Source organism: Domibacillus indicus (assembly GCF_000970685.1).
Taxonomy (GTDB): domain Bacteria; phylum Bacillota; class Bacilli; order Bacillales; family Domibacillaceae; genus Domibacillus; species Domibacillus indicus.
Genome location: NZ_LAJB01000007.1, coordinates 324431 through 350360 on the forward strand (window position 1 = coordinate 324431; position 25930 = coordinate 350360).

The 25930-nt window shown below is 43.1% G+C and carries 26 protein-coding genes; 4 read left to right on the plus strand and 22 right to left on the minus strand.

The features are described from left to right. Nucleotides 1-74 precede the first annotated feature (74 nt). From VP98_RS09755 to VP98_RS09830, 16 genes are all read right to left on the minus strand, one after another. The gene (locus VP98_RS09755; RefSeq protein WP_046175187.1) at nt 75-530 is read right to left on the minus strand and encodes a TlpA family protein disulfide reductase; all 456 of its coding nucleotides are present in this window, start codon (nt 528-530) and stop codon (nt 75-77) included. 76 nt (nt 531-606) lie between these two features. After that, on the minus strand, nt 607-1149 hold the full coding sequence (gene ahpA, locus VP98_RS09760; protein WP_046175188.1) for a biofilm-specific peroxidase AhpA: 543 nt from the start codon (nt 1147-1149) through the stop codon (nt 607-609). Nucleotides 1150-1379: 230 nt separating this feature from the next. Next, on the minus strand, nt 1380-2501 hold the full coding sequence (locus tag VP98_RS09765) for an N-acetyldiaminopimelate deacetylase (RefSeq protein WP_046175189.1): 1122 nt from the start codon (nt 2499-2501) through the stop codon (nt 1380-1382). Nucleotides 2502-2565: 64 nt separating this feature from the next. Continuing rightward, on the minus strand, nt 2566-3276 hold the full coding sequence (gene dapD / locus VP98_RS09770) for a 2,3,4,5-tetrahydropyridine-2,6-dicarboxylate N-acetyltransferase (protein WP_046175190.1): 711 nt from the start codon (nt 3274-3276) through the stop codon (nt 2566-2568). 64 nt (nt 3277-3340) lie between these two features. Continuing rightward, nucleotides 3341-4231, minus strand: coding sequence for a LysR family transcriptional regulator (locus VP98_RS09775; protein WP_046175191.1), 891 nt, complete (start codon nt 4229-4231; stop codon nt 3341-3343). A gap of 3 nt (nt 4232-4234) precedes the next feature. Further along, nucleotides 4235-5683 (minus strand): MDR family MFS transporter, encoded by a 1449-nt coding sequence (locus VP98_RS09780; RefSeq protein ID WP_046175192.1) that lies wholly within the window; start codon nt 5681-5683, stop codon nt 4235-4237. Between the two features lie 54 nt (nt 5684-5737). After that, nucleotides 5738-6178, minus strand: coding sequence for a cyclic-di-AMP-binding protein CbpB (cbpB, locus tag VP98_RS09785; RefSeq protein WP_046175193.1), 441 nt, complete (start codon nt 6176-6178; stop codon nt 5738-5740). Between the two features lie 119 nt (nt 6179-6297). Beyond that, complete coding sequence (locus tag VP98_RS09790; RefSeq protein WP_046175194.1) at nt 6298-6558, minus strand: YkuJ family protein; 261 nt, start codon at nt 6556-6558, stop codon at nt 6298-6300. Nucleotides 6559-6686: 128 nt separating this feature from the next. Further along, on the minus strand, nt 6687-6905 hold the full coding sequence (locus tag VP98_RS09795; protein ID WP_046175195.1) for a hypothetical protein: 219 nt from the start codon (nt 6903-6905) through the stop codon (nt 6687-6689). A 64-nt stretch (nt 6906-6969) separates the two neighbouring features. Next, the gene (locus VP98_RS09800) at nt 6970-8175 is read right to left on the minus strand and encodes an EAL domain-containing protein (protein ID WP_046175196.1); all 1206 of its coding nucleotides are present in this window, start codon (nt 8173-8175) and stop codon (nt 6970-6972) included. A gap of 98 nt (nt 8176-8273) precedes the next feature. After that, entirely contained in the window at nt 8274-8993 is a 720-nt protein-coding gene (gene treR / locus VP98_RS09805) for a trehalose operon repressor (RefSeq protein ID WP_046175197.1), read from the minus strand. A gap of 48 nt (nt 8994-9041) precedes the next feature. Beyond that, a complete protein-coding gene (gene treC, locus VP98_RS09810) occupies nt 9042-10706 on the minus strand; it encodes an alpha,alpha-phosphotrehalase (protein ID WP_046175198.1) in 1665 nt (554 codons plus the stop codon). A 43-nt stretch (nt 10707-10749) separates the two neighbouring features. Continuing rightward, entirely contained in the window at nt 10750-12159 is a 1410-nt protein-coding gene (gene treP, locus VP98_RS09815) for a PTS system trehalose-specific EIIBC component (RefSeq protein ID WP_046175199.1), read from the minus strand. A 116-nt stretch (nt 12160-12275) separates the two neighbouring features. Further along, nucleotides 12276-13040 (minus strand): 2,4-dienoyl-CoA reductase, encoded by a 765-nt coding sequence (gene fadH / locus VP98_RS09820; RefSeq protein ID WP_082087903.1) that lies wholly within the window; start codon nt 13038-13040, stop codon nt 12276-12278. An 86-nt stretch (nt 13041-13126) separates the two neighbouring features. Beyond that, nucleotides 13127-15226 carry an RNA degradosome polyphosphate kinase gene (locus tag VP98_RS09825; RefSeq protein WP_046175200.1) on the minus strand — a complete coding sequence of 700 codons (2100 nt, stop codon included), beginning with the start codon at nt 15224-15226 and terminating at the stop codon, nt 13127-13129. 14 nt (nt 15227-15240) lie between these two features. Further along, nucleotides 15241-16776, minus strand: coding sequence for a Ppx/GppA family phosphatase (locus tag VP98_RS09830; RefSeq protein WP_046175201.1), 1536 nt, complete (start codon nt 16774-16776; stop codon nt 15241-15243). Between the two features lie 129 nt (nt 16777-16905). On the opposite strand from VP98_RS09830, the gene VP98_RS09835 reads away from it, so the two are divergent. Next, entirely contained in the window at nt 16906-17370 is a 465-nt protein-coding gene (locus tag VP98_RS09835; protein WP_046175202.1) for a YkyB family protein, read from the plus strand. A gap of 40 nt (nt 17371-17410) precedes the next feature. On the opposite strand, the gene VP98_RS09840 is transcribed toward VP98_RS09835, so the two are convergent. Next, the gene (locus tag VP98_RS09840) at nt 17411-18313 is read right to left on the minus strand and encodes a chemotaxis protein (RefSeq protein WP_046175203.1); all 903 of its coding nucleotides are present in this window, start codon (nt 18311-18313) and stop codon (nt 17411-17413) included. Nucleotides 18314-18455: 142 nt separating this feature from the next. Between VP98_RS09840 and VP98_RS09845 the strand changes: the two genes are divergently transcribed. Beyond that, nucleotides 18456-19607, plus strand: a complete 1152-nt coding sequence (locus tag VP98_RS09845) for an aminotransferase A (protein ID WP_046175204.1) — start codon at nt 18456-18458, stop codon at nt 19605-19607. A 151-nt stretch (nt 19608-19758) separates the two neighbouring features. Here VP98_RS09845 and ptsP read toward each other — a convergent pair whose 3' ends face one another. Beyond that, complete coding sequence (ptsP, locus tag VP98_RS09850; protein ID WP_046175205.1) at nt 19759-21477, minus strand: phosphoenolpyruvate--protein phosphotransferase; 1719 nt, start codon at nt 21475-21477, stop codon at nt 19759-19761. Further along, nucleotides 21477-21743: a phosphocarrier protein HPr gene (locus VP98_RS09855; RefSeq protein ID WP_046175206.1), complete on the minus strand. Its 267-nt coding sequence runs from the start codon at nt 21741-21743 to the stop codon at nt 21477-21479. Before VP98_RS09855 ends, ptsP begins: the two co-directional genes overlap by 1 nt. Nucleotides 21744-21886: 143 nt before the next feature. On the opposite strand from VP98_RS09855, the gene VP98_RS09860 reads away from it, so the two are divergent. Then, nucleotides 21887-22273 carry a PilZ domain-containing protein gene (locus VP98_RS09860; protein ID WP_046175207.1) on the plus strand — a complete coding sequence of 129 codons (387 nt, stop codon included), beginning with the start codon at nt 21887-21889 and terminating at the stop codon, nt 22271-22273. On the opposite strand, the gene VP98_RS09865 is transcribed toward VP98_RS09860, so the two are convergent. Continuing rightward, nucleotides 22261-22998 carry an SDR family oxidoreductase gene (locus VP98_RS09865; protein ID WP_046175208.1) on the minus strand — a complete coding sequence of 246 codons (738 nt, stop codon included), beginning with the start codon at nt 22996-22998 and terminating at the stop codon, nt 22261-22263. The two genes, VP98_RS09860 and VP98_RS09865, sit on opposite strands and share 13 nt — an antisense overlap. 12 nt (nt 22999-23010) lie before the next feature. Then, nucleotides 23011-23205 carry a hypothetical protein gene (locus VP98_RS09870; protein ID WP_046175209.1) on the minus strand — a complete coding sequence of 65 codons (195 nt, stop codon included), beginning with the start codon at nt 23203-23205 and terminating at the stop codon, nt 23011-23013. 173 nt (nt 23206-23378) lie between these two features. Between VP98_RS09870 and VP98_RS09875 the strand changes: the two genes are divergently transcribed. Further along, nucleotides 23379-23558 carry a YkvS family protein gene (locus tag VP98_RS09875; protein WP_046175210.1) on the plus strand — a complete coding sequence of 60 codons (180 nt, stop codon included), beginning with the start codon at nt 23379-23381 and terminating at the stop codon, nt 23556-23558. A gap of 39 nt (nt 23559-23597) precedes the next feature. On the opposite strand, the gene VP98_RS09880 is transcribed toward VP98_RS09875, so the two are convergent. Further along, complete coding sequence (locus VP98_RS09880) at nt 23598-25733, minus strand: ATP-dependent Clp protease ATP-binding subunit (protein ID WP_046175211.1); 2136 nt, start codon at nt 25731-25733, stop codon at nt 23598-23600. Between the last annotated feature and the right edge of the window lie 197 nt (nt 25734-25930).

The following is a 25930-nucleotide window of genomic DNA, read 5'->3' on the forward strand; positions in this document are numbered from 1 at the left end:
TAAACAAAAAACGGTTCTTTGTGATTTTACTCACAAAGAACCGGACAAAAAAACCGGCTTATGCCGGTAATTCTTTATTCTGCTTTCGCCGTTTCATCTAATACGCGATTAACACGTTTTTCAAGCATTTTCATACCGCTGCCCCCCGCCTGGAAATGGCGGAGCTGGCCTTCTTTATCAAATACATAATAAGCGGGAACATACTGATTTTCAAATGCTTCTGTAAGCGTATGTTCACTGTCTACGAAAATCGGCTGTGTAATTTCATGTTCAGCCGCAATGGATTTGATTTGTTCAAGATTCAAATCATCTTCTGAACGAGGCATATGCACAGCAAGGACATTCAATTTATCTTTATAGTCATCACGGAATTTATTTACGCTCGGCATCGCTTCTTTACAAAGATGGCAGCTGATAGACCAAAAATGAATTAACGTCGGTTTTTCACCAGTTAAATCACTTTTTGATACTTCTCCATTCAGCCATTCTGTTGCACCGTTAAGCTCAGGCATCTGGTCTCTTAATTTCATGAATCTACCTCTCCTTTTCTTTGTATAGACGCATCAGGACCTAACACAATGTTAGGCCCTGCTGAAAAAATCAGTATTAAAGAGTTGTTTGGCCCGGTTTCCAGTTCGCAGGGCAAAGTCCGCCCGTTTGAAGAGCTTGAAGCACGCGAAGCGTCTCATCTACATCGCGGCCGATATTATTATGGTTTACCACCTGATATTGGAGCTCGCCTTCCGGATTGATAATGAATAAGCCGCGAAGTGCAACACCCTCCTCTTCAATGAGAACACCATAATCACGGGAAACAATGTGATTCGTATCTGCTGCAAGAGGGTATTTTAGATCACCAAGGCCGTTATCTTTGCGGTCTGTTTTGATCCATGCCAGATGAGTATGGATTGTATCAGTAGAGACACCAATCACTTCAGCATCAAGATCTTCGAATTCATCGTAGCGGTCAGAAAGAGCCGTAATTTCTGTTGGGCATACAAAAGTAAAATCCATTGGATAGAAGAAAAGAACCGTCCATTTGTCGTTTTTCATATTTTCTTCAAGGCTTACTTTACCGAATTCTTTGTTCGCAAGTACTGCTTCCATTTCAAAGCGTGGTGCTTGTTTTCCTACCATACGTTCTGCCATGAATAAAAAACCTCCAAATTAATTGTTTTAATTGAGAAAGCCCTTTTAAATTCTCAATAGCTTTCAATTCACGGAAATGGTTATAAACCTTCCGCCAAAACATGTTAATTTCTCATTGTAATCATTTTAACCAAAAAGTGATTATTTAAAACGACCATTACTAACTCAAGCACTGTTTTAGTTTACCACGTTTTGGGACAATGGCAAAATAATAAGCCCTGTAAAACAAATTACCGGCTGCCCAAGTAAGTAAAGTAGCGGATAATAAACGAAATTGCAGTGTCAATAGCCTTCTCGTCTGGATTCAACATTGCATGATGAAGGCCATACTCGGAACCGACACCAAGCCAGAACATAAGGCCGGGTATTTCCTTTAACATAAAACCAAAGTCTTCCCCTGTCATTGCCTCTCGTGATTGAACAAACTGGATATCCGGCTGCTGTGAAGCAAACTGAATAAATCGACCGGTAACTTCCGGATCATTAAAAACCTGGTAATAGCCGCTTCCACAGTCAATCTCTATTTTGCAGCCAAATGCCGCTTCGACACCTTGTAACAGTGATTGAATTCGCTCCTTTGCCTTATCCATGGCTTCTGGTGAGAGTGTCCGAATCGTGCCCTCCAGCCTTGCATGATCAGCAATAACGTTTTGCACTGTGCCCGCTGTCATCTTTCCGATCGTAACGACCGCACTGTCAAGCGGATCAACATTTCGCGAAACGACGGATTGAAGCTGGGTAACAAAATAAGAAGCAGCAACAACCATATCCTTTGTTTCATGCGGATAAGCAGCATGGCCGCCTTTTCCGCGGAGGTCAATAAACAGTTCAGAAGTGTTTGCAAACAGAAGGCCTGGCTTTGTGGAAATTGTTCCGGCTGGATGCTCCGGAGCAATATGCAGCGCATAAATTTCATCCGGCATCCATTCACGAAATTCCGGTGAAGCCATCATTGGCTCTGCTCCTCCCGGCCCTTCTTCAGCGGGCTGGAACACAAACAAAAGACTATCGTCTATTGGATTCGAAGCAAAATGTGTTACTGCTCCAAGAGCAATACTCATATGAAGATCGTGGCCGCATGCATGCATTCGACCTTCATGAGTGGATGAAAACGGAAGACCAGTTTTTTCTTCAATCGGCAGGCCATCGATATCTGTACGCCAGCCGATTGTTTTTGATGGATTTGTTCCGTTTATTTTCACAAGAATTCCTGTACGCCATGTTTTGATTTCCATCCGTTCCTGTGGGAGCGACTGCAAATAAGCTAATAAATAAGCCTGTGTCTTCAATTCCTGAAACCCCAGTTCAGGAATTTTATGTAAATCACGGCGGATTTCCGTAAACTGACTCATTTCTTTTCCCCCTTTTTAGAAAAAAACGCGCGGGCAACTGCCCACGCGTTCTGCCTCACCGCTTTTACAGTTTGCGGAGTTCCTGCATAATTTCTGTTTTTGATTTGGTTTTGTCATCAATTTGCTTAATTACACGGGCCGGTGCTCCAACCGCTACAGAATAAGGAGGGATATCCTCCGTTACAATTGCGCCGGCAGCGACAACTGATCCTTCCCCAATTCGGCAGCCTTCTAACACAACAGCATTGGCACCAATTAAAACATTATCCTCCAATACGACCGGTGAAGCGGAAGGAGGCTCAATTACCCCTGCAAGAACGGCTCCTGCTCCAACGTGGCAGTTCTTCCCTGTTGTAGCACGGCCTCCAAGAACTGCATTCATATCAATCATCGTTCCTTCGCCGATCACAGCACCGATATTGATAGAAGCGCCCATCATAATAACTGCATTATCACCAATTTCAACCTGGTCTCGAATCACAACACCCGGTTCAATGCGGGCTTTGATGTTTTTCAAGTCAAGAAGTGGAATGGCTGAATTGCGGCGGTCATTTTCCACTACATAATCAGTAATTTTATCTTTATTCTGCTCAAGTGCTTCCGAGATTTCTGCCCATTCTCCAAAGACAACGGCTGACTTTCCTTCACCGAATACTTTAGCAGAAGCGCCAAAGTTTATTCCTTCTATCTCTCCATTTACATATACTTTGACCGGAGTTGCTTTTTTGCTGTTGCCAATAAAAGCAATAATTTCGTTTGCATCCATCATTTTCATAATTATGTATTCCTCCTGAAAAATCTCTTTTTTCTGCTCTTACTTTATCAAAGCACTGTCATTTTCACAAGCGATTTTCATTGTTCTCCGCCATAAAAAGTTCAACTGTTTCAACAAAAGCCTGTACTTGCCGGAGTTCAAAGGCTGTATCATATCCGAGAAGCCATGTATCACGGCGGATCGGCTGCCCCTCGCGGTCAAGAAGAGGAATTTGAAACAAATCATTCTCCTGATTTGCCAGTGTAATGGCAGGCAAAATCGCGTATCCGAGACCATTAAAAGCCATTTGCCTGCACGTCTCAATTTGATCGACAACGATAGACCGCTTTGGAGCCATTTGAAACCGGCTGTGCCACCACTCCTGTATTTCCTGATCGTAGTTAGAATCGCTTTTAAATTGAATGAAGGGCTTGTCGGTTGATAAAACATCTTCAATATCCTGAATTTCTTTATCGACCAGATAAAGCGGGTCCTCAAACAAATGAATTTTCCGCCCTTTCCATTCAGGTGTCCCCCGGATGATTCCGACATGCACCTCCCCTTCATACAGAGCTTTGGCAATTTCACTGCTCCAGCCGGTGATCAACTGAATTTTCGCATGAGGATACCGCTCCACAAATAACTTCAATACTTTTGGCAGCCAATTCTGTCCAACAATGGTTGCACATGCAATCTTCAATGTACCATGCACCTGGGGCTCCAGCGACTGAAGCTCTTCAAGCAGCTGTTCTTTTTTCTCAAGTGTTTCCTTTGCATACTCAACAATCAGCTCACCAGAAGGAGTTAAAGACAATCCTTTTGTCGACCGGTTAAAAATTTTAACTGCCCATTCTTTTTCAATTGTCTGCAGCCGCTGCGAAAGAGCCGGCTGTGAAACAAACAGCCTCTCGGCCGCTTTACGCATATTCATTTCCTCAGCCAAAACGGTTAACAATCGAAATTCTGAAAACGACATTTTTCACTCTCCTTTCTTTAAAAGCAGCAGAAGTACAAATGAGGCTGCCGCAAACAAAAAGACTACAATGTAAACAGTATGCAAAGAAGAGGTTAGTGCTTCGCTTAAAACAGACTGCGCTGTTTTGTTTAAATCAGCCTGGCCGCCCAGCAGTTCATTCACAGAATTAATGGTCAGCCCTCCTGCATCATCGCTGCCTTTTAAATAAGCGGAAAGCCGGCTGTTCAATACTCCCCCAAGCAGTGCAGCGCCAACTGTATTTCCAATGTTTCTCATAAACATATTAGAAGCAGTGGCCGCTCCTCTTTCATTCCAGCCGACTGCGTTTTGGATAGAAACGATAAACGCTGTAGAGGTAAGGCCCATACCGATTCCGACTACAAAAGACGAAGCCGCTGCCCACCACGGGCCCAAATCCGGTTTCATAAGCGTAAACATAAAGCCGCCCGCAAGCAAAGCGGCACCGCCAATCAACGTTGTTGTACGGTATCCAATTGATTGAAGAAGGCGTCCGGACAGCGAGGAGGCAATTGGCCAGCCTATCGACATGGCTGTCAGCGTAAACCCGGCCACTGTTGCGTTTTTACCCATTACTCCCTGAACATATGTTGGCAGAAAGGTTGAAATCCCAATCAGTATAATTCCCGTTGTAAATGATACGAGGTTGGCAATTAAAATCGGCCGGACTTTCCATAAATGAAATGGAATGATGGGTGATGGCGTACGCTGTTCATGAAGAGCAAACAGGATAAGTGATACAATGCCAATTATAAGAAGAGGCACTGTATAAGCGGTTTTCCCCGCTTCTACTAAAAGATACATAAATGTTGAAATACTGATTAAAAACAATAGTGTCCCAATATAATCGATATTTGGCTTTTTCTTTTCAACTTTTTCATGCAAAAAGAACAGAAGCATCAAAATAGAAATAATCCCGAGTGGAACATTAATCCAAAATACCCACCGCCAGGAAACATATTCAACAAGCAGACCCCCGAGAGCAGGACCGGTTACAGCAGAAATACCCCATACACTGGAAAGATACCCTTGAACCTTCCCACGTTCCTCTTTTGTATAAATATCCCCGACAATCGTTGTAGCAATCGGCATTACTGCACCCGCACCAATTCCTTGAATAAAGCGGAAAGCAATCATTTGCTCCATGGAACCCGCCAGCCCGCAAAGAATGGAGCCAGCTAGAAAAATGCCTATTCCGGCAAACAATACAGGGCGCCGCCCGAAAATATCGGAAAGCTTTCCATAAATCAGGACAGTTGCTGCATTCATTAACAAGTAAGCTGAAAATACCCAGCTATACAAGGAAAATCCGCCAAGGTCCGCTACAATGTCCGGCATGGCGGTAGCAACGATGGTTGCCTCGATTGCTCCCATGAACATTGCCAGCATGACAGCCGCCAGGACTAGAGGACGTTTTGTTGTGGTTTGTTTCATATGTTTCACCTCATAAATTCAAGAAAAAAAGACCCGCCGCGTGGCGGATCTTCATTAATTTAGCTGATCAACATAGTAATTCAGCTGTTTTAAAATTACCCGTCTCGTCAGTATTCCTTCAAAGTGGCCCTCTTCATCCGTTACACAAAGGAAAGGATGATTAATGAGCTGGCCGAGCGCTTTACGAAAATGATCATGGACTGTCAGCCTTGGTTTATCGACTGACATTACTTCCTCTACTTTTAATTCTTCAAGCCGTTCAAATTCGACGCGCTCTAATCCGAGGATAGACTCTGTAATCATCGGGATGCTGATCAGCCCTTCAAGACGATATTTTGCGTCCAAAACCGGAATAGCCGTGTAGCCGCTTTTTGTCAGGACAAGCAGTGCGTGTTCAAGACTGTTTCCCCGCTGAACAAAAGCAACTTTTTCTGCTGGAATAATATAATCCATTATATTTGTCTGCAAGACATCTTTATTTTCGAAGGAAATCATCGATTTTCTCCTTTTTCTTTTTGTAAGCGCTTTACTCCTCTTCTATTATAGCAAAATACTTTATGCTAATCCAGAGAAACGAGCCGGCTTCTCCCACAATCCGGCCCGGCAGGCCGTTCTTATTCCTGTGCTTCCTGCTTTGCTTCTTGAAGAAGTTCAAAAATTTCAATAGCTGTCATATCAATATCATCAAAAGGATATTTGCTTCCTTTTCCATCCTTATCGTATACCTCAAGTTCAAAGGTGTCTTTATTGGGAAAATATTTTACCTGACAAAGAGTTTTGCCGTTCAACTCAAACAGGCGCTGTTGTACTTCTCCCTGTTCACCGCCCTCCTGTAATGACTTTAAACGCTGCACGATTCCAACCAATTGTGACATATATTGTCGACCCCTCTCTTAATCGTTATCCATTTAGTAAGCACAAGAAATATACCACACATCCCTTGTTTAATCCAATAATTTTGTCCTGTTTTTTCGATTGAATAAAGGTAAAAAAGACGCTCAAACTAGCGCCCTTTTATCCAAACAACGATGATGATTCCTATAAAAACGACAAATACCGCCAGATACAGCCAAACAACCGGATTCAGCATATATGGGTGGTGCCTGACCGGCCCCGAATTGTCCGTATCCTTCCGTCCCAGAGCACCGGAACGCCTCATAATGGAAGCTGTCCAAAGACCACCGCCAACCAGGACGGCTGCCGACAAAATGATCCAGATCATGCAAAGCATCTCCTTTTCATTTCAGGATGCTTCCATTGTTTCCAGCTCCAGCATGTTTCATACGTTAATATAGCAATCCATCCTGGTCATACAAATATTCATATGGTATATCGAAAAATAAGTACTCGTGATCGCTGACAGGGTAAGAAAAAGTCCGAATGGTTTCGCCTGTTTCAATGTCATTATATAAATCTGAAATCAGGCCGCCGCCATTTTTGTTCATTTGAACAATGTTTTCAAGAAAATACGGGCGCCAGCTCCAGTTTTTATCCAGGTACTCGGGCTGAAAAATCCATTTTCCGTCTTTTTTAAAGTAGTTTGAGGTTAATTCAAATCCATTTTCATCGCAAATATATAAGCGAAAGCACATTTCATCAAACTGCTGCGCAATTTCCTCAAGAAGCTTTTCTTTCGAGTCTGCTTTTGACCTAGCAATCACTGCACTAAGTCCTGTTTCCAGCTGTTCAGCAAGCGAATAAACACTGCCAAGTGCTTTTTTCTCGTAGGAAATAAACCGGCTGCATTTTTCTCTCAGCATGTCTTTTAAGCCGTCTGGCTCTGCAAAGCCGGCTAAAGGCTCTGCCAGATAAAAGCCCTGGTAATAGCGCCCGCCATTTTTCCAGGCGTATTGCAATTGGTATTCTGCCTCTACTGTTTCAAATAAAAGGGAAGCCCCTAACTTTCGAGCAAACATGGAAAGAGAGTATACAATATTTTTGTAGGACTGATCGCTCGCATCTTTTCTCAGCGCCCGCAGGCTTATTTTTAAAATATCCGGCGATGATCCGGCAAAATGCCGAATATCGCCGTCCAATTCCCCAATATGGTCCACTGCAAGCCGAATGCCGAGTGTTTTATAATACCGCAGCACATTATCGAGCGGCTTGCTATAGTCAGCTTCAGATATTTCAAGTACTACCTGTTCAAGCCGCAAACCTTTTTCCGTATATTCATCTAATATGGCTAGAAAGGACTCCCCATAATCCTCTAGAAGCCCTGCCGCCCTGCGGTTAATAAAAAGCATCTCTGTTTTCCTGGCTTCTGTAAATGCATTAAGTGCTTTTCTAACAATAACGTCCTCTACTTCACGACGAAAGTCATCCGGTGTATCTTCATCATGGAAAAAGCGCCCGAGGCTTCGAGCCACCCCATTTTCTATGTAACGTCCTAATACTTCGTATCCAATAATTTTATGTTCATCGGCGCTAAAAATCGGCTGATAATATGGGACAATGCGATCAAGATTGCTCATAATTTCCAGTGCATCCATGAATAAACCCCCTATTCCGTCAAATCGCTTATTATTATACATGACTTTTGGCAATTATGCTGTGAATTAAAAAGAACCCGGCACAAAACTGCGCCGGGCTACTTTATGTGGCGGCGGGCAAAATCGACGAATCGAAATTTGTCCGGCCGGTGTCTTGATTCTGTATATTGGAAAAGGCTCGCATCCTCCAGATATACATAGTTGCGAACAACAACCACATGTGAAAAGCCATTCGCATCAAGAAAACTCATATCTTCCTGTGTACACGGCTCGACTGTTATTTCTTTTTTGGCGAAGCTGATGGTCAGCCCGAGCTCCTGCTCAATATAAGCATAGATTGACTGGCCGCAAATGTCTTTTGTCAGCGCTGGAATATGTTTTTTCAGGAGATAATCCTTATCTAAAATCACACGCTCCCCATCAAATGTGCGCGTGCGGATCACCTTCCAGACTTCTGTTTTCGCATTACATTGCAGCTGATGCTGCAAATACGGCTCCGGGTGAATAGTGCTGAACTCTTCTACAGTTGTATGAACAGTCCCGCTCATTTGGTCTGCCAATTCTTTAAAACTGACAAGACCTGAAATAGGAAAGCTGGCCCGGTTTGTATCAAGCACTACTGAACCTTTGCCGCGCAGCTTTTGAATATAGCCATTTTGCGAAAGAAGCGTCAGCGCTTTACGAATTGTCTCTCTTGATGTCTCGTACTTTCCTGCCAGCTCATGCTCTGATGGTATAAGCTCGCCCGGCTGAAATGTGCCTTCTTTCATTTGCTGAGCAAGTTCCTCATAGATATACTTATATTTGTTTTTTTTCATATTTGTTCACCTGCATGCTGTCATTCTTCTACTATAACATAAAATAAACTAGTTAGACAGGCGGTATACAGTACTTTCATAAGCTGTCAGCGTCCAGTCTGACAATGTTCGAGGAGCATCTGGTTCATTGGACAAGATAAGCTCCGATTTCATCGACTTAAATTCCTGGGGCACTGTAAAGGCTGCTTTTTCTTCGTAAAAATTATTAGCGGCCAGCCATATTTCCCCTTTGTACTCACGAACGTAAACAAATAAAGCGGGATCATCTTTCAAAAGAAGACGAAAGCTTCCTTCACGCAGGGCAGCTTCCTGTTTTCGCAGCTGAATTAGTTTTTGGTAATGCTTAAAAACAGAATCTGTTTCGTTTTGTACCGCTTCCGCGTTGATTTCATGATAATTTGCCGCAACGCCAATCCAGGGACTGCCTGCAGTAAATCCTGCATTGGGACCGTTATTCCACTGAACAGGCGTCCGGCTGTTATCACGGGATTTCTGTTTTAAAATAGCCAAAACCTTTTGTTCAGGCACACCACGAGCTACTAATTCTTTATATATGTTCAGGGATTCCACATCGCGATACTCTTCAATCCGCTCAAAATTCGGATTTGTCATGCCAAGTTCTTCACCCTGGTAAATATAAGGAGTCCCTTTCATAAAGTGAATGACATTTGCAAGCATCTTTGCTGACTTTACCCGGTATTCCTTATCATTGCCATAACGGCTTACAATGCGGGGCTGGTCGTGATTACACCAGAACAATGCATTCCAGCCGCCGCCTTTATCCATTTCCATCTGCCAGGTTGACATTACATCTTTCAGCCAGAGAAAATCAAAAGACGTGTCCGTCCATTTCTCGCCATTTGGATAGTCTGCTTTTAAATGGTGGAAGTTAAACGTCATTGCCAGTTCATGCGAGTTGGGATGCGAATAACGAATACAGTGCTCAATTGTAGTTGAAGACATTTCTCCAACGGTCAGCAATTCCTCGTACTTAGAAAACACTTCATTATTCATCTCCTGCAAAAATTCATGAATATGAGGTCCATCTGTATAAAAACGCCGCCCATCCCCTTCAAAGTCATCCGGAAACGCCTGATTTTTTGAAATTAAGTTGATTACATCCAGACGAAATCCGTCAATGCCTTTTTGGAGCCAAAAATGCATCATTTCGTATAATTCTTTCCGCATTTTTTCATTTTCCCAATTCAAGTCTGCCTGTGTACGGTCAAACAGGTGCAGGTAGTACTGGCCGCTTTGCTCGTCATATTCCCAGGCTGAACCGCCGAATTTGGACTTCCAGTTATTCGGGGGCCCTCCACTTACTCCATCTCTCCAAATATAATAATTACGATATGGAGAATCCGGGTTTCTTGACTGTTTGAACCACTCATGCTCTGTTGACGTGTGGTTGACAACCAGGTCCATTACAATCTTTATGCCACGGCCATGCGCCTCCGACAAAAGCTCTTCTACATCCTTCATCGTGCCGTAGTCCGGATTGATGCGGTAATAATCACTAATATCGTATCCATTGTCTTTTTGGGGAGACTCATAAATAGGTGTCAGCCACAGGACGTCAACTCCGAGCTCTTTTAGATAATCAAGCTTTTCAATAATGCCCGGTATGTCCCCCACTCCATTTCCGGTCGTATCATTAAAGCTTTTTGGATAAATTTGATAAACCACACTTTTCTTCCACCATTGTTCATTCATAATTAATGCCTCCTAATAGAAAAAAAGGGCAAAAAGACGCCCTTTATTTTTGTTTCGCAAATTTCGAAAAAACGAACGTTAAGATGACCGGCAGCACAAGAACAATGATCATCCCTATTAAAAAGGAGGTCATTCCTTTACTGATAACAAGAAAGCCTGGAATGCCGCCTACCCCGATTGTGCTGGCCAATACACCGTTGATAGAAATAAACATGCCGGCAACGGCTGAACTTATCATAGCCGCCGCAAAAGCATAGCGGAAGCGCAGGTTAACCCCGAACATCGCGGGCTCTGTCACACCAAGAAAAGCCGACAAAGCTGATGTATAGGAAAGTCCTTTCAGACGTTCTTCTTTCGCCAGGAAGCCGATTGTTAAAGCAGCAGCCCCCTGCGCAATATTAGACAGCGCGAGCATCGGCCACAAGAACGTGCCTCCGAGGGATGAACCGACAAGCTGCAAGTCAACCGCCAAAAATGTATGATGCATTCCGGTAATAACAAGCAGGCTGTACAGGCCTCCATAAATCAATCCTCCAAGGACAGGAACCGTGTCAAAAATATAAATAACGGCATCTGTAATCACATTTCCAACCGCAAACATAACCGGACCGATTAAGATAAACGCGGCAAACCCTGTGACAAGAAGAGCAACCGGCGCAACAACCAGCAGCTGAATGCCTTCCGGAACCCGCTTTGTTAAAAAGACTTCAATTTTCGCCAGCACATAAGAAGCAAACAGGACCGGCAGCACCTGCCCCTGATAGCCTATTTTTTCAACTGTGAGCCCGAGGATGTTCCAGGTTGGAATTTCTCCTGCTTTTTCAGCTTCACCATACGACCAGGCGTTTAACAAATCAGGATGAACCAGAATAAGACCGAGGACAATTCCAAGCAGCGGACTGCCGCCAAACCTTTTTACCGCTGACCATCCGATCAATGCCGGCAAAAAGGTAAAAGCCGTATTTGCGATTAAGTTGATAACGTTCGCAATGTCTGCCCACTGTGGATACCGTTCAATCAATGACTCCTCAAAAAAGATTCCCTGGCCCGTTAATATATTATTCAATCCAAGCAATAAACCGGCTGTTACAATAGCGGGCAAAATGGGTATAAAAATATCAGCAAGTGTTTTAATTGCACGCTGCAGAGGGTTTAAATTTGATTCAGATGCTTTCTTCACATCATCTTTTGATGCTTCTCCAATTCCCGTTTCTTCTACGAGGTCCTGGTACACTTTATTTACTGTGCCCTGCCCGATGACAACCTGATACTGCCCATTAGCAGAAAAAGACCCTTTTACTACGTCAATTTGTTCAAGCTTTTTTTCATCCACCAGGCTTTCATCTTTTAAAGCAAAACGAAGACGTGTTACACAATGTGTAGCCGCTTGAATATTTTCTTTGCCGCCGACTGCTTCTACAATCTGCGAGGCTTGTTTTGAATACGCTCCCATTTCAGCTTCCCTCCTAAACTTGTATATACATCTTAACGCTAGTTTAATACTTGTATATACATGATGTCAATAAAAAAAAGAAAGCGATAACAAAAAAACAGCGAATGCCGCTGTTTTTAAAAAGGAAAGCGATTCAGCCACTGTCCTCCGTCAATTGCAATGCACTCACCATTTATATATTCCGCTTCATCAGATGCCAAATAATACGCAAGACCTGCAACTTCTTCAGGAGTTCCCAGCCTTTGAAGAGGGACACTGTTTATTGTCCTCATTGCTGCTTCCTCTGATTCCCATAGCTTTTCCGCTCCTCCCGTCCGTTCAATTGGGCCCGGTGCAATAGCATTCACCCGTATGCCATATCGGCGCCCCCACTCTACGGCGAGTGTTCTGGTCAGGGACAGCACGCCAGCTTTTGCTGCGGCTGAATGGGCAACCCCGGCTCCTGCATTCCATGCATATGTTGCGGCCATATTGATAATTGAACCTTTTGTCCCTTGTTCGATCCAGTAGTTTGCCGCGGCATGGGAACAATAGAAAGTACCGTTTAAAACGATGTCAATAACTGCCTTCCATCCATTTGGCGTTAATTTTTCAGCAGGGCAAAGAAAGTTCCCCGCTGCATTGTTAATTAAAATATCCACTGATTGAAAAGCCTGTTTCGCTTTGTCGACCAGCTTTACAGCTTGATCAGGTTCTCTTACATCCATTTCCATCGTTAAAAAACGGCTGGCTCCCTCTGCTATTTCTTTTTTCGCTGCTGCCAGCTTTTCTTCACTGCGTCCTGAAATCAATACGTTTGATCCTTCCTGATAAAAACGCTTTGCCATATACTTTCCCATGCCGCTTGAGCCGCCCGTGATAATGACCGTTTTGGTTTTCAAATTTCTTCTCCCCTTTCTTTATGAATGATTATTCACTCATTAATTATAGCATAAAAAAATCCGCAAATGATTTTTGCGGATTTTTGTTATTCCTCATCTTCACGAACGCGGTAAGCAGCTTTTAATGATTCAAGCTGACAGTCAATATAGGTATCTTCCGGTCCATGTTTAACATAATGGTAATTCCCTTCGTTATCCTGGTAACGGGCTTTCGCATTGTCAGCTAATTGCAAATGAAGAAAATTATCCAGCCTTTCTTTCAGTGCTTCCTCTAAAATTGGAAACAAAATTTCGACCCGCTTGATCATGTTTCTTGTCATCATATCCGCAGATGATAAATAAATTTTCCGCTCACCATTATGATGGAAGTAATAGATCCGGCTATGTTCAAGAAAGCGGCCGACAATGCTGATCACCCGGATGTTGTCGCTTACCCCGGGAATTCCCGGTCTCATACAGCAAATCCCCCGGATAATGCAGTCAATCTGTACTCCGGCGTTGGATGCCTCATACAGCTTCATAATAAGCCTCTTATCTGTCAGCGAATTCATTTTTGCAATGATCCGGCCATTTCCATATTTTTTGTGAATTTCAATTTCCTCATCTATCAGTTTGATGAAAGCGTCTTGAATATCAAATGGTGCTACCACCAGGTGGTTATACTTTGGTTTATCCATATAGCCGCTTAAGTAATTAAAAAAATTAGTCGCGTCTACACCAAATTCTTTTTTGGCAGTAATTAATCCATGGTCGGTATAAAGCTTCGCCGTTGCATCATTATAGTTTCCAGTGCCGAGATGGACGAACCGTTCAATTCGTCCGGCTCGCTTCCGCACAATCAGGGTAATTTTGCTGTGGGTCTTTAAATTATGCATCCCGTAAATAACATGGCAGCCTGCTTTTTCCAGCTCTTTGGCCCATTGCACATTGTTTTCTTCGTCAAACCGGGCTTTCAGCTCTACAAGAACCGTTACCTGCTTCCCTTTTTCGGCCGCCCGTTTAAGCGATTCAATAATTGGAGAATCACCGCTCACCCGATAAAGCGTCATTTTAATCGCCAATACGGTAGGGTCGTCTGCCGCCTGTGAAATAAAATCAATCACTGGCTCGAATGATTCATACGGATGATAAAAAAGCACATCCTGCTGGAGCGTTTTTTCAAAAATATCTTCCCGGGAAGTCAGATCTTCCGGCAGCTGGGGTATAAAGGTCTCATATGATAGCCCTTCACGGAGAGTGCCTAGTTTTTTCGTGAACGGAAACAAAAAAGTTAAGTCAATCGGCCCGTCAATTTCATATACATCTTTGCAATGTATTTCAAGTTCCTCCAGCAGGTAATCAAGCACATGCTGATCCAAATCCTGGGACTTGATTTCCAGACGAACAGCGGCGCCCCACTTTCGCTTCTTCAGTTCTTTTTCAATTTCCAGCAGTAAATCCCGGGCACCTTCTTCATGAATTTCCATATCGGCATTTCGTGTAATCCGGAACGTGTTAACGTTTTTCACCTTATAACCATGAAAAATGCGGTCGATAAAGTATTCAAGCACGTCTTCCAGCAAAACGAATGCCCCGTCTTTTTCTGAAGGAATTTCAATTGTCCGCTCCAGCACACCGGGCACCTGTACAATCGCGACACGGTCCATTTCTGCATCCGGTTCATCATTTTCGAGCATTACAACGAGATTAAGAGATCTGTTCAGCAGCATGGGGAAGGGCCGGTATGCATCAATCGCCATAGGTGTAAGAACTGGAAATACTTCATTATCAAAGTAATCCAGCAGGAACTGACGTTGTTCTTTTGTTAATTCAGCTGGTTTTTTCAAATAAAAACCTTCTTCTGCAAGAGAGGGCAATATTTCTTCCCGTAGCACCCGATTTTGAATTTTCACCAGCTCATGTGCCTTAATACTGATCCGGTTCAGCTGCTGCTTCGGTGTCAGCCCGGCTTTGTTTTCAGGCTTATTAAAGCCAGCCTTTACCTGGTCTTTCAAACCAGCCACCCGCACCATAAAAAACTCATCTAAATTCGAACTGAAAATAGCTAAAAACTTCATCCGCTCCAGTAAAGGATTATTTAAGTCCGATGATTCTTCCAATACTCGTTTATTAAAGTTAAGCCAGCTTAACTCCCGGTTATTGTAATACATCGGATTTGCCAAATCGATTACGGCCCGCTCACTCATCGGAATCCCCCGTTTCAATTGATTTCAATTCGTTTAAAGACAATTTCAACTGTTTTTTGCAAAGCTTTTTCCAAGTGGCGTTTTTGCTTATCGCTCTGGTAGCGTTCAGCCAGTTCACTGCCTTCACAGTAAACGGTAATGACAATATGATCATTTTTTCGCTTTACATTCAGGTCGCTTACAATGCTCCGCTTTGAGCTGTTTAAACTAAAGCACAGCTTTAACAGCGAACCGTATTCACGCATTTTTTGAATTTCGTCTTTTGAAAACCAGCCATCAAATTGTTCCAAATACTGTTTTAAAGTTGAATTGTTTGTAAAAGAAGCTGTTAGGGAAATATAAGCCTTCTCCCGATGAGTAAATCCATCGAATAAAGAGTTGATAAGTAAATAAAACGTATGGCGGCTTTTTGAACTTGAGGAAATATATTCGCCAAGATAAAACAAAGCGGCCGACTGCTCGATGATAAAGCGTTCTTTGCCCGTTACTTCCATAATGCCTTCCCGCTCGAAGCCTCTCAGCATATTTCCTGTCAGTTTCATCATTTGATAATGGTGCTTTGCATCGTGGCCATAAACCGTCAAAAGCCGCTTTATGCCGTTTCGCTTTACGTCTTCAGCTGTTTTCCAGGCACCGCTTTTTGTCCGCTCCAGCATAATGCCGTCGCGAAGCCCTCGCGAGCTGACGAGAAGCCCTTTCGCTTTTGTATGTATGGCAAGCTGGTAAAATACCTCAATAGCCGGCAATATCAAGTCAGCACGTTCATTTGACAGTCCATCTACTTTTTCAAGTTCTGAATAAGAAAGCGGTGAAAGTTCTGCTCGGAGCTCGTCAAGCGCCTCGATCGTCAGTTCATAGCCATGAACACCGAGCGGCGGGTAATTCTCTTTTAACTGCTGGACATTCGCCAGGTTCCGGGCGCTTCCGCCAATTGCTGCAATAACGCCTTCCGGTGCCTCTTCCAGCCAGTCAAACTTTTTAAGTTCTGCTTGAATATATTCAGCCATTTTCTTTTGTTCTTTTGGCTTCATCCGGTCTTCTGTTATAAATTGTTCCTTAAGCGACACAACACCGAACGGAAAGCTGAAAGAATGCTTTAGTTCTCTGTTTTCAAACAAAGTGATTTCCGTGCTGCCGCCGCCAATATCAATAGTTAATCCCCGATCGGCCGGCATGGTTTTCAATACAGCTGACAGCCCATAGAAAGCTTCTTCTTCACCCGATAGCAAACGAATTTGAAAACCGGTTTCTTTTTTCACTCTTTCAATAATGACATTCCGGTTTGCTGCCTGGCGCACCGCAGCGGTCGCTGTGCATTCCACTTCTGTAACTTCGTAGTAATCGAGCACTTCTTTAAAATTTCTCAGAGCTTCTAGAAGAAGCTGAATTCCTTCCTCATTCATCTCACTTTCCGCATCCAAAAAGCGGCGCAGTCTGAGCGGCGCTTTTACATTGCGGAATTCTTCTATCGCTGATCCATATTCTTTATATAAGACAAGGCGCACTGTGTTTGATCCAATGTCAATAATCGCTGTTTTGCTTTGTTTCATCGCTGTTCCTGCTTTCGTTTTTTATTCATTTTCCCCTTACAATATACCATGCAAACCACGGTGAATGCTTCCATATCGGGCTTAAACAGTATATAATAAGAAAAAATGAGCACGAAAGGAGTCACTATCTTGAGCAGTAAATCTGAACCCTTCACCCAATCTTCATCAGATGATACCCTCGCCAAAGCGATCTTTACAGTTAACCGTCATGCGAAGACGGCCACTAATCCAAAGTATTTGTACTCGCTGAAAAAATGCGCCCTCTTAAAAATGATCAAAGAAGGCAAAGCAGAGAAAAAGGGCCTTCACTTTTCCCGGAATCCGAAAAACAGCCGCCAGCAGTCCGATGTGCTAGTTTCATGCGGCAACTATACTTTTCATATGCCGCCCTGCAAAGAAGACTTTAATTCACTGCCCCATCTTGGCCGGCTGAGTGATCAAACACGAAATCCCCGCTGCTCGATGGGGCTTTCAAAAGCAAAACATATCCTCGAATCGTACACAGGAATGAAAGAAGAACACTCCAAGCATAAACCGCCAGGGCAAAAAAAGTATACAAAGCCTGTTTTCAAGCCACTTGGCCAATCATATTAATAAAAAGGACGCAGCCGCCAGGGAAGCGTCCTTTTCTGATTTATAGGGCCAGCTCGTCAATATATTGAATAAGGCGGGCAATCTCCGGCTTGCTCACCTGTGCGTCCGCTCCCACTCCTGTTCCTTTATGGCGGAGCTCATCCGTAATAAGAGAAGAAAAGATAATAACAGGAAGCTGTTTCAGTATCGGATGATCTTTCACTCGTTTTGTTAAATGGTGGCCGTCCATTTTTGGCATTTCAATATCTGTTACGAGAAGCTGCACTTTTTCGAATGTGTTCTCTTCGTCAAGTGTTGATTCTAAAAAGTCATAGGCAAGCTGCCCGTTTTCAAAAAACTCAACCCGTTCATAGCCAGCTTCCCGCAGCGTGTCGTGTAAAAGCTTACGAAGCAGCGGGGAGTCTTCAGCTACAATAATTTGCTTTTCTGAACGCTGGCGTTCTCCCAGGCTTTTAATTTGGTCAACATGAATACCTGAATGCGGATTAATATCGACAACAATTTTTTCAAAATCAATCAGTAAAATCATCGTACCGTTAATTTTAATAACACCGATAATTTGATTGTTGCCGCCCTGATACATTTCAGACGGTTTTTCAATATCATTCCATGAAATCCGGTGAATACGAGTGACGTTTTGAACATGAAAAACAACCTTTTGCTGGTTAAATTCCGTTACAATGTATTTATCTGTAGATTGATTTTCAGCCGGCTGCATTCCCAATACTTTTGCCATGTCGATAACCGGCAGCACTTCACCGCGCAGCTGGATAATTCCTTCGATGTTTGGATGTGCATGCGGAATGAAGATAATCGGCATCGGCTGTATAATTTCCTTCACTTTCATAACATTAATGCCATATTTATTTCCTTTTACTTCAAATTCTACCACTTCGAGTTCATTTGTTCCAGATTCAAGTAAAATTCCATAATCATTTGTCATAAGCCATTAGTCCCCTTGCTTTTTTATTTTACTATATCACGAAATAAAAAATTGTCGATGCTTGAAAAGTTTATAATTCTTTAATATTCATCTAAAAAATTTACATTATAATAACAATAGAATAAAAAAAGGTGGTTTACAAATGGAACATCAATTAAATACTCGTGTAAAAGAAATTGAAATTTCGGGTATCCGCAAGTTTTTTAATTTAGTCGGCACACAGCAGGACATGATTTCTTTAACAATCGGCCAGCCGGATTTCCCGACACCGGAGCATATCAAAACAGCAGGAATTGAAGCAATCAATCACAATGAAACCGTTTATACACCAAATGCGGGGCTTCCCGAGCTGCGAGACGCAGCTGTCCGCTTTTATAAAACAAAATACGCAGTCGAATATCATTCTGAGAGCGAGGTAATTGTGACCGTTGGAGCCAGCCAGGCTATTGATATTGCTCTTCGGGCTATTCTGGAGCAGGGCGATGAAGTGATTATTCCCGGACCGGTTTACCCTGGCTATGAACCGATTATTCATTTGTGCGGAGCAAAACCAGTTATGGTGGATACAGCCGCAAACGACTTCCGCCTGACGGCCGCTCTTATTGAACAGCAGATCAATGATAAAACAAAATTGATGGTCCTGCCTTACCCGTCTAACCCGACGGGCGTGAGTTTAACTGCAGCTGAACTACAGGAAATTGCAGCCCTTGCAAAAAAGCATAATTTATTCATTCTCGCAGATGAAATCTACAGTGAGATTGTTTACGAACATCCGCATATTTCGATTGCTTCTTTTTTAAAAGACCAGACCATTGTAGTGAATGGATTATCGAAATCACATGCCATGACCGGCTGGCGAATTGGTTTTTTATTCGCACCAAAAGCGATTGTGCAGCATATCCTCAAAGTTCATCAGTATAATGTATCATGCGCTGCCTCTATTTCACAGAAAGCGGCGATTGCCGCTCTGACAGACGGAATAGACGATGCTCTGCCTATGAGGGATGAGTACAAAAAACGCCGCGATTTAACGTTTAAAACACTGGGGAGCCTTGGGCTGCATACTGTAAAGCCTGATGGCGCGTTTTACTTTTTTGTGAAAATACCAGCAGCTTATTCCGGCTCCTCTTTTGATTTTTGTTTAACACTGGCAAAAGAGTATAAAGTAGCCGTTGTGCCGGGCAGTGCTTTTTCCCGGGCTGGTGAAGGCTGGTTCCGCCTGTCGTATGCCTGCAGCGTGGAGGAAATTACAGAAGGATTATCACGAATTGAACAGTTTTTAAAAACATTATAACCAGCATAAAGCGGCTTCTTTTGAGAAGCCGCTTTTTTAAACAAAAAAATCCCGGGCAGCGTTCGCCCGGGCAAAAGTGAGAGAAATGGAGAATGAAAAACTGGTTACGCTACTATCATTCCCGCTTTTTCTTTTTTTACACCTTTTTTTATTAATTTTTTTCAATCGAGTTAACAAGTTCGACAACTTCTTCTGCTGTAGACATTTCTACCGCTTTGGCTGCCAATGATTCCATATCTGATTTGGACAAGTTCTTCAGCTGTGCACGTGCTTTTAAAATAGAAGTCGCACTCATTGAGAATTCGTCAAGACCTAAGCCGAGCAGCAGCGGAATAGCCGTTTCGTCGCCTGCCATCTCACCGCACATACCGGCCCATTTGCCTTCTTTGTGTGCGGCTTCAATGACCATTTTAACAAGGCGCAAAATAGAAGGATTATACGGCTGGTATAAATAAGAAACCCGTTCGTTCATGCGGTCTGCCGCCATTGTGTACTGAATTAAATCGTTTGTCCCGATTGAGAAGAAGTCCACTTCTTTTGCAAACAGGTCAGCGATAACAGCTGTTGATGGAATTTCCACCATGATGCCCAATTCAATTTCTTCCGCTACCTTAATACCTTCCGCTTCCAATTTCGCGCGTTCTTCCGATAGAACCGCTTTCGCCTGGCGGAATTCGTTTACAGTTGCAATCATTGGGAACATGATTTTTAGGTTTCCATAAACACTGGCGCGAAGCAATGCACGAAGCTGCGTGCGGAAAATATCCTGTTGTTCCAGGCAAAGACGGATTGCACGGAAGCCAAGGAACGGGTTCATTTCATGCGGAAGATCCAGGTATGGAAGCTCTTTGTCACCGCCGATATCCAGTGTACGGACAACAACCGGTTTGCCTTCCATTCCTTCTAAAACAGCTTTATAAGATTCAAACTGTTCTTCCTCTGTCGGCAGATTGTCACGGCCCATGTATAAAAACTCGGTCCGATACAGGCCAACGCCTTCTCCGCCGTTTGATTTTACGCCATCAAGATCTGCAGGCGTTCCTATGTTAGCTGCCAGTTCAACATGGTGACCGTCAGCGGTTACAGTCTGCTCGTTTACAAGCTTTGCCCATTCTGCTTTTTGCTTGGCAAATGCTTCAGCACGTTTTTTATATTCTGCTGCGATTTCTTCAGTTGGATTAATGTGCACTTCTCCCTGAAGGCCGTCAATAATAATCAGGTCGCCGTTTTGAATATCTGCCGTTGCATTTTTTGTTCCAACAACCGCCGGAATTTCAAGCGAACGTGCCATGATGGCAGAGTGAGATGTACGGCCGCCAATATCAGTTGTAAATCCTTTTACAAACTCACGGTTTAATTGTGCTGTCATGGATGGAGTTAAGTCTTCTGCAACGACTACAACTTCTTCGGCAATCAGCGCCGGCGCCGGAAGCTCTGCCCCAAGAAGCGCAGCCAGCACACGTTTTGTTACATCTTTAATATCTGCCGCACGCTCTTTCATATACTCATTGTCCATTGCTTCAAACATGCCGACAAACATCGTCGCTGTTTCTTGCAGCGCGAATTCTGCATTAACAGAATCCGACTTGATTTTCTCCTCAATGGGCCCGGTTAATTCTGGATCGTTTAATACGAGCAAATGGGCTTCAAAAATAGCCGCTTTGTCGTCTCCCAGGTCGATACGTGCTTTTTCTTTAATTGCTTCAAGCTCTGCTTCTGATTTTTTTAAAGCAGCGCGGAAACGCTCCGCTTCAGCTCCCGTATCAGCCACATCACGCTTTTCAACAGTTAAGTCAGGTTCCATTAAGCGGTACGCTTTCGCAAAGGCAATTCCGTCAGATGCTCCAATTCCTTTTAATATCGCCGCCATCAGTTCGCAAGACCTTCGCTTTTCAACAAGTTTTCAATTGCTTCAATTGCCTCTGTCTCGTCATTGCCCTCGGCTGTGATTGTAATTTCGGCACCTTTTCCAATGCCAAGAGACATTACACCCATAATTGATTTCAAGTTCACAGTTTTGCTGTTAAACGCAAGGTTTACATCGCTTGCATATTTGCTCGCTGTTTGCACAAGAAGTGTAGCAGGACGTGCATGAATACCTGTATCTGCTGTTACTGTAAATGTTTTATTAGACATTAATCGGTCTCTCCTTCATACGTTTTCTTCATAGAGAATAGCATTAAACTTATTTTCCCTCAACGATCGCGCCTTCTCATATTGCTCTTCCTGCTTTCATTTTATAAAATAGACAAATATAGTAAAAGCAAGGAGATTTTATCATGTATTATAAAAGACAAGAAGCTTTTCGTTATGTTTTCCCTGAAGCCATTTCTGCTTCAGGCGAGGTGTATCAGTATTCCGCTGGCAAAAAAGAAAAGGTTCAGGTGTTTGATGCTTATATTCTCGATATTAGTCCGAACGGGCTAAAAGCCTCTTCTAAAACAGACATTGAATTAAAAAACGGCCTGATTGTTATCCTTTCTTTTTCACTTTCTGGAACATTCATTCATTTTACCGGGCAGCTTATTCGAAAACGAAGAGCTGGCAGTGTCTTTGAATATGGTATCCAAAGCGATGGAAGTGATGCTTTAAAAGACCAGATTGTTTCAGCGTTGAAGCTTTATACAAAAGAACAGCTGAAAAAACAAAAAAGTCAAGGAAAGTAAATCATCTTACGCGTCATGCCGCCGTCAATCACAAGGTTTTCTCCGTTTACAAACGTGTTGTCCGGATCCGCAAGATACAAGCAGGCTTTTGCAACATCCTGCGGTTTCCCGACACGCCCGGATGGATGCTGGGCATGATCTTCTGGACGAAGCTTTGCATAATCTCCCGTCTCGATCCACCCTGGACTAATACTGTTTACACGTATTCCTTTGCCGCTGAATGTCATAGCGAGCGTATGTGTTAACGAATAAACCGCTCCTTTTGATGCCGCATACAGCTCAGTGTCAGGTTCTGACATGCTGTGCCGGGTTGAGCACATATTCACAATTGCACTGCCCTTTTTCATATGTTTAGCAGCTTCCCGAGAACAAAAAAGCACACTTGCGGCGTTAGTGGTCATAATTTTGTCCCAGTCTCGTTTATTTATGTCCCAGATGGAGCCAAAAGAAGAAACGCCTGCATTATTAATTAATATATCAATAGTACCTCTTTTTTTGACAATATCAGAAAATACATTCTCTATTTTTTCAATGTCTCCAACGTCTGCAGCATAAAAAGCAGCCTCAAGGCCTGAGCTTTTCCATTCTTGAACCGCTGCCTGGCCTGCTTGTTCATTTACATCAATGATTGCCGTAAATGCTCCTTTTTCCGCAAATGCAAAAGCTGCTGCTTTGCCGATTCCATTGGCTCCACCCGTAACAACTACTGTTTTCCCTTTAAACATATGTCTCCTCCCTTAGCTTCGAGGTATTTTCATATATTCATACTCAACATGCCCTCCGTGTTTTGCGATTCCACGGAAATGCTTAAAGTCCTGCTGTTTGATCAGCTCTTGTCGAAAGGACAAGAAATCTTCTTTTTGAACTCTCAGGATTTTTATAGTTTCATTACGAAGGTTCTCAATCGACTGAACGGCCTCTTCCGGAGTCAAGTAGTCACCTCCCTGGTAAAATAGTCAAAAAATTAACACAACATCGTGTAAAACCCTTTACTATTTTCAAAAAATAAGGCAAAATTTAGTTTAATACCTTTTGCTGACGTTTTTTATTATAAAAGAAAACAAGCAAAAATGGTATCGCCAATTGTCGAAAAGGAGCGAAATAGATGACAAAAGCAGAAGTCGGCAACATTATTGAATTTAGAAATGGCCTGCGCGGAATCGTCGAAAAAGTAAATGAAAACTCCGTGATTGTTGATTTGACTATTATGGAAGATTTCGACGAGCGCGAATTAGAAGAAAAAACAGTCGTTAACCATAAAAATTATATCATCGTCCATTCATGAAAAAAAGAGCGGATCATAAAATCCGCTCTTTTCTTTGTTTTATGCTTGTTTAATAGTAATTGCCTCATCTTCCAGCACAGCGTGGAGCTCCGTTACCTCGGGATGGTCAAGCACAAAATCAGCGATGCCGTCTTCAATTTGTTCTTGAATGACCCGGCGAAGCGGACGTGCTCCAAATTGCGGGCTGTATCCCTGTTCAGCCAGTTTTTCTTTTACCGCTTTGTCTACTTCAATCTTCATTTGCTGCTCAGCAAGCATTTCATTCAATTCAGCAATCATCAAATCAACAATTTGAGCCAGCTGCTCTTTGCCCAGTGCCTGGAATTCAATAATTGCATCAAACCGGTTTAAAAACTCTGGTTTAAAGTAATCAGATAAAGATTCTAAAACGCTGCCGATTGATGCTTCCGGCTGCTTCTCAAAGCCAACTGTGACACTCTTTCTGCCAACGCCGGCATTACTTGTCATAATAATAACGCACTCTTTAAAACTTACCGTCCGGCCCTGGCTGTCTGTGAGCCGTCCATCTTCCATAATTTGCAGAAACATGTGCTGCACATCGGGGTGCGCTTTTTCAATTTCATCCAATAGAATAATGCTGTAAGGATTGCGGCGCACTTTTTCAGTCAGCTGGCCCGCTTCTTCGAAACCGACATAGCCTGGAGGTGATCCTATTAGTTTTGAAACACTGTGTTTCTCCATGAATTCACTCATATCCAGGCGAATGAGTGCATCTTTAGAGCCGAACAACTCCTCCGCCAATGTTTTGGTTAATTCTGTTTTCCCGACACCAGTCGGCCCGACAAACAAGAAAGAACCTATTGGGCGATTTTTGGCTTTTAATCCAGCCCGGCTGCGCCGAATGGCTTTGGCCACTTTCTTTACCGCTTCTTTCTGACCAATTACCTTTCCTGCTAGATTTGCTTCAATCAATTTCATTTTTTGTTGTTCATCCTGCTGAAGCTTCCCAACTGGAATTCCAGTTTTGCTTTCAATTAACTTTTGAATATCTTCTGCTGTCACGGTTGGAGCCGCCGCCACACTTCCGCCTTTAGCAAGCTTTTGCTCCAGGGCGGCTTCCTCATCACGCAATTTCGCTGCTTCTTCGTATTGTTCTCTTTGAAGAGCTTCTTCTTTTCTTTTGGCAATGCCGGCAAGCTGCTCTTGAATTGATGCTGTATCTGCTTGATCAAGCGTTAAATTCAGCTTTGAGCCTGCTTCATCCAGCAAGTCGATCGCTTTATCCGGCAGGAACCGGTCCTGAATGTAGCGGTGAGATAACTGGGCACATGCTTGAATCGCTTCATCAGAATAAGACACCTGGTGGAAAGCTTCATAATTCTTTTGAAGACCTTTTAATATTCGAACAGTTTCTTCAACATTTGGTTCTGCAACCTGAACCGGCTGAAAGCGGCGTTCAAGTGCTGCATCTTTTTCAATCTGGCGGTACTCTTTAAGCGTTGTTGCTCCGATGAGCTGCATTTCACCGCGGGCAAGCGCCGGTTTTAAAATATTTCCCGCATCCATTGACCCTTCTGCCGAACCCGCGCCGACCAGCTGATGAATTTCATCAATAAAAAGAAGTATATTTTTGCGTGTTTTTACTTCTGAAATGATTTCTTTCATGCGCTCTTCAAACTGTCCTCTTATTCCTGTACCTGCAACAAGTGACGCGACGTCAAGAACGTATACTTCTTTGCCGGCAAGCTTTTGCGGCACCCGGCCTTCTGCAATATACAACGCAAGACCTTCTGCAATCGCTGTTTTTCCGACACCCGGCTCACCAATTAACACCGGGTTATTTTTATTTCGTCTATTTAATATTTCAATTACACGTGCTATTTCTTTATCACGGCCAATAACTGGATCAATTAAGCCTGCTTTTGCAAGAGACGAAACATTCCGTCCAAACTGATCAAGAATTCCGCCGCCTCCTCGTCCCGCTTGAGCCGGAGGTGTTTGCTGCTTCATTGACTGTGGCTGTCCCGGCTGCATTTGTTTCATAAATTCATCAAATGGAAAACCAAATGGTTGAAAGTTCATATTCATTCCCCCAATTGTTTGTTTTTCTTTTTGATAGCAGGCATTGCATAAAAAGTACTGCGCAGACTGCCCATTGACACGTACACTCATTTGCACATTCGCTTCATGCTCCTGGCATTTTTGACATTTCATCTACGTCATCCCCTTTATTTGACTTTGACTATATTTGACTATAGATTTATTATAATTTGACCTTGTTTGACTTTCAAGATCTTTGCTTAGAAAAAAGCATCTTATACATGAAACACTTCTTTTCATTTGACCATCTTTGACTATAAACCTATTATAATTTGACCTTAACTGACTTTCAAGATTTTTGTTTTAAAAAA

What these genes read in the sequence shown, in the direction of transcription:
- VP98_RS09865 (WP_046175208.1), bottom strand. Translation starts at nt 22,998, where the DNA reads ATGTTTAAAGGGAAAACAGTAGTTGTTACGGGTGGAGCCAATGGAATC.
- VP98_RS09830 (WP_046175201.1), bottom strand. Translation starts at nt 16,776, where the DNA reads ATGAAACAAAGCAAAACAGCGATTATTGACATTGGATCAAACACAGTG.
- VP98_RS09800 (WP_046175196.1), bottom strand. Translation starts at nt 8,175, where the DNA reads ATGGATGCACTGGAAATTATGAGCAATCTTGATCGCATTGTCCCATAT.
- treR (WP_046175197.1), bottom strand. Translation starts at nt 8,993, where the DNA reads ATGAAAAAAAACAAATATAAGTATATCTATGAGGAACTTGCTCAGCAA.
- VP98_RS09775 (WP_046175191.1), bottom strand. Translation starts at nt 4,231, where the DNA reads ATGTCGTTTTCAGAATTTCGATTGTTAACCGTTTTGGCTGAGGAAATG.
- VP98_RS09780 (WP_046175192.1), bottom strand. Translation starts at nt 5,683, where the DNA reads ATGAAACAAACCACAACAAAACGTCCTCTAGTCCTGGCGGCTGTCATG.
- VP98_RS09880 (WP_046175211.1), bottom strand. Translation starts at nt 25,733, where the DNA reads ATGAAATGTCAAAAATGCCAGGAGCATGAAGCGAATGTGCAAATGAGT.
- treP (WP_046175199.1), bottom strand. Translation starts at nt 12,159, where the DNA reads ATGGGAGCGTATTCAAAACAAGCCTCGCAGATTGTAGAAGCAGTCGGC.
- dapD (WP_046175190.1), bottom strand. Translation starts at nt 3,276, where the DNA reads ATGAAAATGATGGATGCAAACGAAATTATTGCTTTTATTGGCAACAGC.
- VP98_RS09765 (WP_046175189.1), bottom strand. Translation starts at nt 2,501, where the DNA reads ATGAGTCAGTTTACGGAAATCCGCCGTGATTTACATAAAATTCCTGAA.
- VP98_RS09860 (WP_046175207.1), top strand. Translation starts at nt 21,887, where the DNA reads ATGTATTATAAAAGACAAGAAGCTTTTCGTTATGTTTTCCCTGAAGCC.
- cbpB (WP_046175193.1), bottom strand. Translation starts at nt 6,178, where the DNA reads ATGATTTCCTTCGAAAATAAAGATGTCTTGCAGACAAATATAATGGAT.
- VP98_RS09845 (WP_046175204.1), top strand. Translation starts at nt 18,456, where the DNA reads ATGGAACATCAATTAAATACTCGTGTAAAAGAAATTGAAATTTCGGGT.
- ptsP (WP_046175205.1), bottom strand. Translation starts at nt 21,477, where the DNA reads ATGGCGGCGATATTAAAAGGAATTGGAGCATCTGACGGAATTGCCTTT.
- treC (WP_046175198.1), bottom strand. Translation starts at nt 10,706, where the DNA reads ATGAATGAACAATGGTGGAAGAAAAGTGTGGTTTATCAAATTTATCCA.
- VP98_RS09755 (WP_046175187.1), bottom strand. Translation starts at nt 530, where the DNA reads ATGAAATTAAGAGACCAGATGCCTGAGCTTAACGGTGCAACAGAATGG.
- VP98_RS09855 (WP_046175206.1), bottom strand. Translation starts at nt 21,743, where the DNA reads ATGTCTAATAAAACATTTACAGTAACAGCAGATACAGGTATTCATGCA.
- VP98_RS09795 (WP_046175195.1), bottom strand. Translation starts at nt 6,905, where the DNA reads ATGATCTGGATCATTTTGTCGGCAGCCGTCCTGGTTGGCGGTGGTCTT.
- ahpA (WP_046175188.1), bottom strand. Translation starts at nt 1,149, where the DNA reads ATGGCAGAACGTATGGTAGGAAAACAAGCACCACGCTTTGAAATGGAA.
- VP98_RS09840 (WP_046175203.1), bottom strand. Translation starts at nt 18,313, where the DNA reads ATGACAAATGATTATGGAATTTTACTTGAATCTGGAACAAATGAACTC.
- VP98_RS09875 (WP_046175210.1), top strand. Translation starts at nt 23,379, where the DNA reads ATGACAAAAGCAGAAGTCGGCAACATTATTGAATTTAGAAATGGCCTG.
- VP98_RS09790 (WP_046175194.1), bottom strand. Translation starts at nt 6,558, where the DNA reads ATGTCACAATTGGTTGGAATCGTGCAGCGTTTAAAGTCATTACAGGAG.
- VP98_RS09825 (WP_046175200.1), bottom strand. Translation starts at nt 15,226, where the DNA reads ATGAGTGAGCGGGCCGTAATCGATTTGGCAAATCCGATGTATTACAAT.